Source organism: Rubrivirga sp. (genome assembly GCF_049648075.1).
Taxonomy (GTDB): Bacteria; Bacteroidota; Rhodothermia; order Rhodothermales; family Rubricoccaceae; genus Rubrivirga.
Window position 1 is genome coordinate 1 of sequence record NZ_JBARYR010000653.1, and the last position, 4,996, is coordinate 4,996.

Annotated in this window: 4 protein-coding genes; 2 read left to right on the forward strand and 2 right to left on the reverse strand. The window is 70.2% G+C overall.

Annotated elements, in window-relative coordinates; genetic code table 11:
* Positions 1 to 1,691, forward strand: a 1,691-nt coding sequence (locus tag WBA11_RS17615; RefSeq protein ID WP_424521947.1) for a response regulator, incomplete at its 5' end; no start/stop codon positions are given.
* A gap of 154 nt (positions 1,692 to 1,845) precedes the next feature.
* On the opposite strand, the gene lysA is transcribed toward WBA11_RS17615, so the two are convergent.
* Positions 1,846 to 2,979, reverse strand: coding sequence for a diaminopimelate decarboxylase (gene lysA / locus WBA11_RS17620; protein WP_424521948.1), 1,134 nt, complete (start codon positions 2,977 to 2,979; stop codon positions 1,846 to 1,848).
* A 251-nt stretch (positions 2,980 to 3,230) separates the two neighbouring features.
* Positions 3,231 to 4,073, reverse strand: a complete 843-nt coding sequence (locus tag WBA11_RS17625; RefSeq protein ID WP_424521949.1) for a sigma-70 family RNA polymerase sigma factor — start codon at positions 4,071 to 4,073, stop codon at positions 3,231 to 3,233.
* 197 nt (positions 4,074 to 4,270) lie between these two features.
* Here WBA11_RS17625 and folP point away from each other — a divergent pair.
* A partial coding sequence (folP, locus tag WBA11_RS17630) for a dihydropteroate synthase (RefSeq protein ID WP_424521950.1) occupies positions 4,271 to 4,996 on the forward strand: 726 nt, incomplete at its 3' end.

The window sequence follows — 4,996 nt, forward strand, 5'->3', positions numbered from 1 at the left end:
AGTCGAACGCCGAACTCGAACGCTCCAACTCCGAACTCGCCACGCAGCGCGCCGCCGCCGACACCGCGCGCCGCGCCGCCGACCAGGCCGCACAGGCCAAAAGCGACTTTCTGGCGACGATGAGCCACGAGATCCGCACGCCCATGAACGGTGTGATCGGGATGACGTCGCTCTTGCTCGACACGCCGCTCGACGAGGAGCAGCAGGACTTCGTCGAGACGATCAGGACCTCGGGCGACACCTTGCTGACGCTCATCAACGACATCCTGGACTTCTCCAAGATCGAGGCCGGCAAGATCGACCTCGAGGCGGCCCCGTTCCGCGTGCGCAGCGCCATCGAGGACGCCACAGACCTGCTCGCCGGCCGCGCGTGCGAGAAGGGGATCGACCTGGCGTACTTCGCCGACGACTCGGTCCCGGAGATGGTCGAGGGCGACGTGACCCGCATCCGCCAGGTCCTCGTCAACCTGATGTCGAACGCCATCAAGTTCACCGGCAGCGGCGAGGTCGTGGTGACGGCCACGGCGACGTCCGAGGGCGACGGGCACCGGGTTCGGTTCACCGTCCGCGACACCGGGATCGGGATCACGCCCGACCAGCAAGCAAATCTGTTCCAGGCGTTCACCCAGGCCGACGCATCGACGACGCGGAAGTACGGCGGAACTGGCCTCGGCCTCGCGATCTCGCGCCGACTGGTCCACCTGATGGGCGGCGACATCACCCTCGAGAGCGTCGCGGCTCCGCACCCCAGGCATGGCTCGACGTTCGCCTTCGAGGTCGTCGTCGGGGCCACCGACATCGCACCGCCGGCCTCGCCACCCCCAGCCGCCCTCGAGGGGCTCCGCGCGCTGTGCGTGGACGACAACCCGACGAACCGGCGCATGGTCGCCCTCCAGCTCGGACGGGCCGGCGTAGACGTGACGCTCGCAGACGGGGGCGCGAGCGCCCTCGAGGCCGCCCGAGCGGCCAGGGACGAGGGTCGGCCGTTCCAGGTCGTCGTCCTCGACAGGCACATGCCGGAGATGGACGGCGTGGAGACGGCCCGTGCCTTCCGCGACCAGCTCGCGGCGTGCCCGCCGTTGGTCCTGCTCAGCTCGATGACGGAGCACGACTACGAGGACCTGTTCGATTCCTCGCTGGTCAAGCCGGCCAAAGAGAGCCACCTGCTCCGAACGATCGCACGCGTCGTCGCGCCGGCGAGCAACGTGACGCGCCGTCCGTCGGCGGCCTCGTCCGGGCCGGCGCCGGTCCGCTCGACACGGGTCTTGCTCGCAGAAGACAACGTCATCAACCAGAAGGTGGCCGTGCGAACCCTCGAGGCCTTGGGCTACTCCGCGGACGTCGCCGCGGACGGCGTCGAGACCCTCGAAGCTGTCAGAGCCGCCGCTGCGCAGGGGCACGCGTATGACATCGTCCTGATGGACGTCCAGATGCCGAGGATGGACGGGCACGAGGCGACGCGCCAGATCCGGTCTACGGTGCCGCAGGCGTATCAGCCGCGTATCGTCGCGCTGACGGCCAACGCGCTCAACGGCGACGACCAGGTCGCCCTCGAGGCCGGCATGGACGGCTACCTCACCAAGCCGCTCGACCGGTCCGCCCTCAAGGCCGAGTTGGCACTCGCCGGCGACGCCGCGGCGGCGACCACGATGCTCGTCCGCGGACCGTTGTCGGACGCCGTGGAGGCGTAGCCCGTCCTCGAGGCCGAGCCCGGCAGCAAGATGTGGCCTTCGTCCTCGAGGCCGAACCGACCTCGAGGACGAGCGGTCCACCGTATGGGTCCCCGCGTGCGCGAGGATGACTCGTGTTGGCAATAGCCAGCCGTCGTCCTCGAGGACGCGCGCTCTACGCCAGCACCACCTCCTCGGCCGGCGCACGGCGGTTGTAGTGCGACGCCATGACCGCCCCGTAGGCGCCCGCCGTCCCGATCACGACCACGTCGCCCTCGATGGCGTTCGGGAACGAGCGGCCGTGCGCGAACGCGTCGCCCGTCTCGCAGATCGGCCCGACCAGTTCGGCAGGCCCCAGATCGGGCTCGTCCAGGCGGGTCAGGTTGACGATGTCGTGGTGGGCGCCGTAGAGCGCCGGGCGCACCAGGGAGTTCATGCCCGCGTCCAAGCCGACGTAGCGGACGTCCCCCTTGCGTTTGACCTGGGTGACGCGCGCGACCAGCACGCCCGCGTCGGCGACGAGGTAGCGGCCGGGCTCGACCCAGATCTCGAACTCGGGACGCTCGGCCTGGAACGCGGCCAGCGCTCGACCGGCGGCCTCGATGTCGAACGCCGACGCCCCGCCGGTCGGGACGGGGAGCCCGCCGCCGACATCGAGGACACGGACGTCGGGGAAGTGCGCGTCGGCGTGGGAAGCCAGGATGCGGGCGGTTTGCGCCCAGACGTCGGTCTCGTCGACGCCGCTCCCGACGTGGGCGTGCAGCCCGACGACGCGGACGCCCTTGGCGCGGGCGGCCGCGGCCAGCCCCTCGAGGTCGGACGCGTCGACGCCGAACTTGGAGGCCGTGCCGGCGGTGCGGACGTGGGCGTGGTGCCCCTTCCCCACGCCGGGATCGACACGAACGAACACGTCGTGCCCGGCCCACATCTCGCCCCACGCCCCGAGCGTCGCCGCGTTGTCGATCGTCACCTGGACACCGGCCTCGAGGGAGCGCTCGACCTCGGCGCGCGAGGCGAAGTTTGGCGTGTAGAGCACGTCCGCCGGGTCGACCTCGAGGACGGACCGGACGTGCTCGATCTCGGAAAGCGAGACGCACTCGGGGTAGAGCCCCTCGTCGGAGAGCGCCCGGATCACGTCGGGGTGGCCGTTGGCCTTGACGGCGTAGAGGTATCGGGCGGCGGGGACCGCAGCGCGGAGCGCGCGGGCCTGGGCGCGGACCGTGTCGAGGTCGTAGACGTAGCGCGGCGTCTGCTCGTCGGCCAGGGTCAGGAGCGCGTCGCGGCGGGTGCGCCACCAAGGGTCAGTCACGAGTCCGGGTTCGGGGGCCGGCAAGCTCCCAACAGGTTGAGGTTGGTGCTCGGGAAAGTGACGGCCTCGAGGGCGGACACCCCGTCCTGATCTCAGAGTCGTCCTCGAGGACGCGGCGCGCGGCGTCAATGACAGCCCGGTACCGAGTCCATCGGAGGCAACCTCGAGGGCGATGGCTGACCAAACACCAACGGGAGTCCTCCTCGCGCACGCGGGGATCCATGCGGCGGTCCGTCCGACCTCGAGGACGTCTACCCGCCGACGTGGGCGCGGAGCTCGTGGCGACGGCCCCGCTGGCGCAGCTTGCGGAGGGCCTTCTCCTTGATCTGGCGGACACGCTCGCGCGTCAGCTCGTACTCCTGCCCGATCTCCTCCAGCGTCATCGGCGACTCGCGCCCGATGCCGAAGTAGAGACGTGTGATCTCCGCTTCCCGAGGGTTGAGGCCTTTCAGAGCCCGCTCGACGTCGATCTTGATGCTCTCGTTGACCAACCCCCCGTCGGGCTCGACGTTGGCCGCGTCCGCCAGGACGTCCAGCAGGCTGTTGTCGTCGTCGTCGCCAAAGGGCGCGTCCATCGACAGGGAACGGGACTGGTGCCGGAGGGTGTCCTCGATCTTCTTCGCCGGCAGGTCTAGCTCGGCCGCCAACTCGTCGACGTTGGGCGCGCGCTTGTAGGCCTGCGTCAACCGCGCCGAGGCCTTGCGGATCTTCGAGATCGTCCCGATCCGGTTGAGCGGCAGGCGCACCGTCCGGCTCTGCTCCGCGAGGGCCTGCAGGATGGCCTGCCGGATCCACCAAACGGCGTAGGATATAAACTTGAACCCGCGCGTCTCATCGAACCGCTGGGCGGCCTTGATGAGCCCGTAGTTCCCCTCGTTGATCAGGTCCGAGAGCGTGAGCCCCTGCCCCTGGTACTTTTTCGCGACCGAGACCACGAACCGCAGGTTGGAGCGGACCATCCGGTGCAGCGCCTCCTCGTCTCCCTCCTTGATCCTGATCGCCAACTCCACCTCGTCGTCGGCAGTCAAAAGCGGGATCTGACCGATCTCGTGGAGGTACTGGTCCAGCATCTGCTGGGTGCGGGGGACGTACATGGCGCTGGGGGAGAGTGTGTCGGACGGCGCGTAGGGTTGGTGGAGCCGCGAGAGGGGCGCGCAAACGGGAGAGGCAGAGTAGGCACGCAGGTGCACAATGTGTACGACCTATGAAGGACTCAGGTTTCTCCTCTCGCCGATGACCACCGATCCCCGCCCTCGAGGGCGGGGGCCGCCGTCGTAGCTTCTCCGTCCCCATGACCGCCACCGCTCCCGCCCCGCCCCGACACGACGTGCTGGACTGCCGGGGCCGCGTCCTCGAGGCCGCGCCGGGAGCCGGCGTGATGATGGGCGTGCTGAACGTGACGCCGGACTCGTTCTCGGACGGCGGACGCTACCAGACCGTACAGGCCGCCCTCGAGCGGGCCGGCCAGATGGCCGACGAAGGCGCCGAGATCATCGACGTCGGCGGAGAGTCGACGCGGCCCGGCGCCGCGCGCGTCGGTCTGGGCGAAGAGTTGGAGCGCGTCGTGCCGGTCGTCGAGGCCATCGCGCGCGACCTGCCCCACGTGCTGGTCTCGGTCGACACGTCGAAGGGCGCTGTCGCTCGGGAGGCGCTGCGGGCCGGCGCCCACATGGTGAACGACGTGACCGGCCTGCGGGACGGCGTCGGGACGGCGGTCGCCGCTGCGGAGTACCAGGCGCCGCTCATCGTGATGCACTCGCTCGAGGGCGTCGGGGGGACGGCGCCGGACGGGACCTACCGAGACGTCGTCGAGGACGTCGCCCGCGATCTTGGGGACGCGGCCCAAAAGGCGACGGCGCTGGGCGTGCCCCAGGTCGTGGTCGACCCGGGCTTCGGGTTCGGCAAAACGGTCGCGCAGAACCTGCGCCTGATCGAAAAGCTGGACCGGCTCGTCGAGGACGGCCGGCCAGTCCTGGCCGGCGTGTCGCGCAAGAGCACCATCGGCACCGTCCTCGGC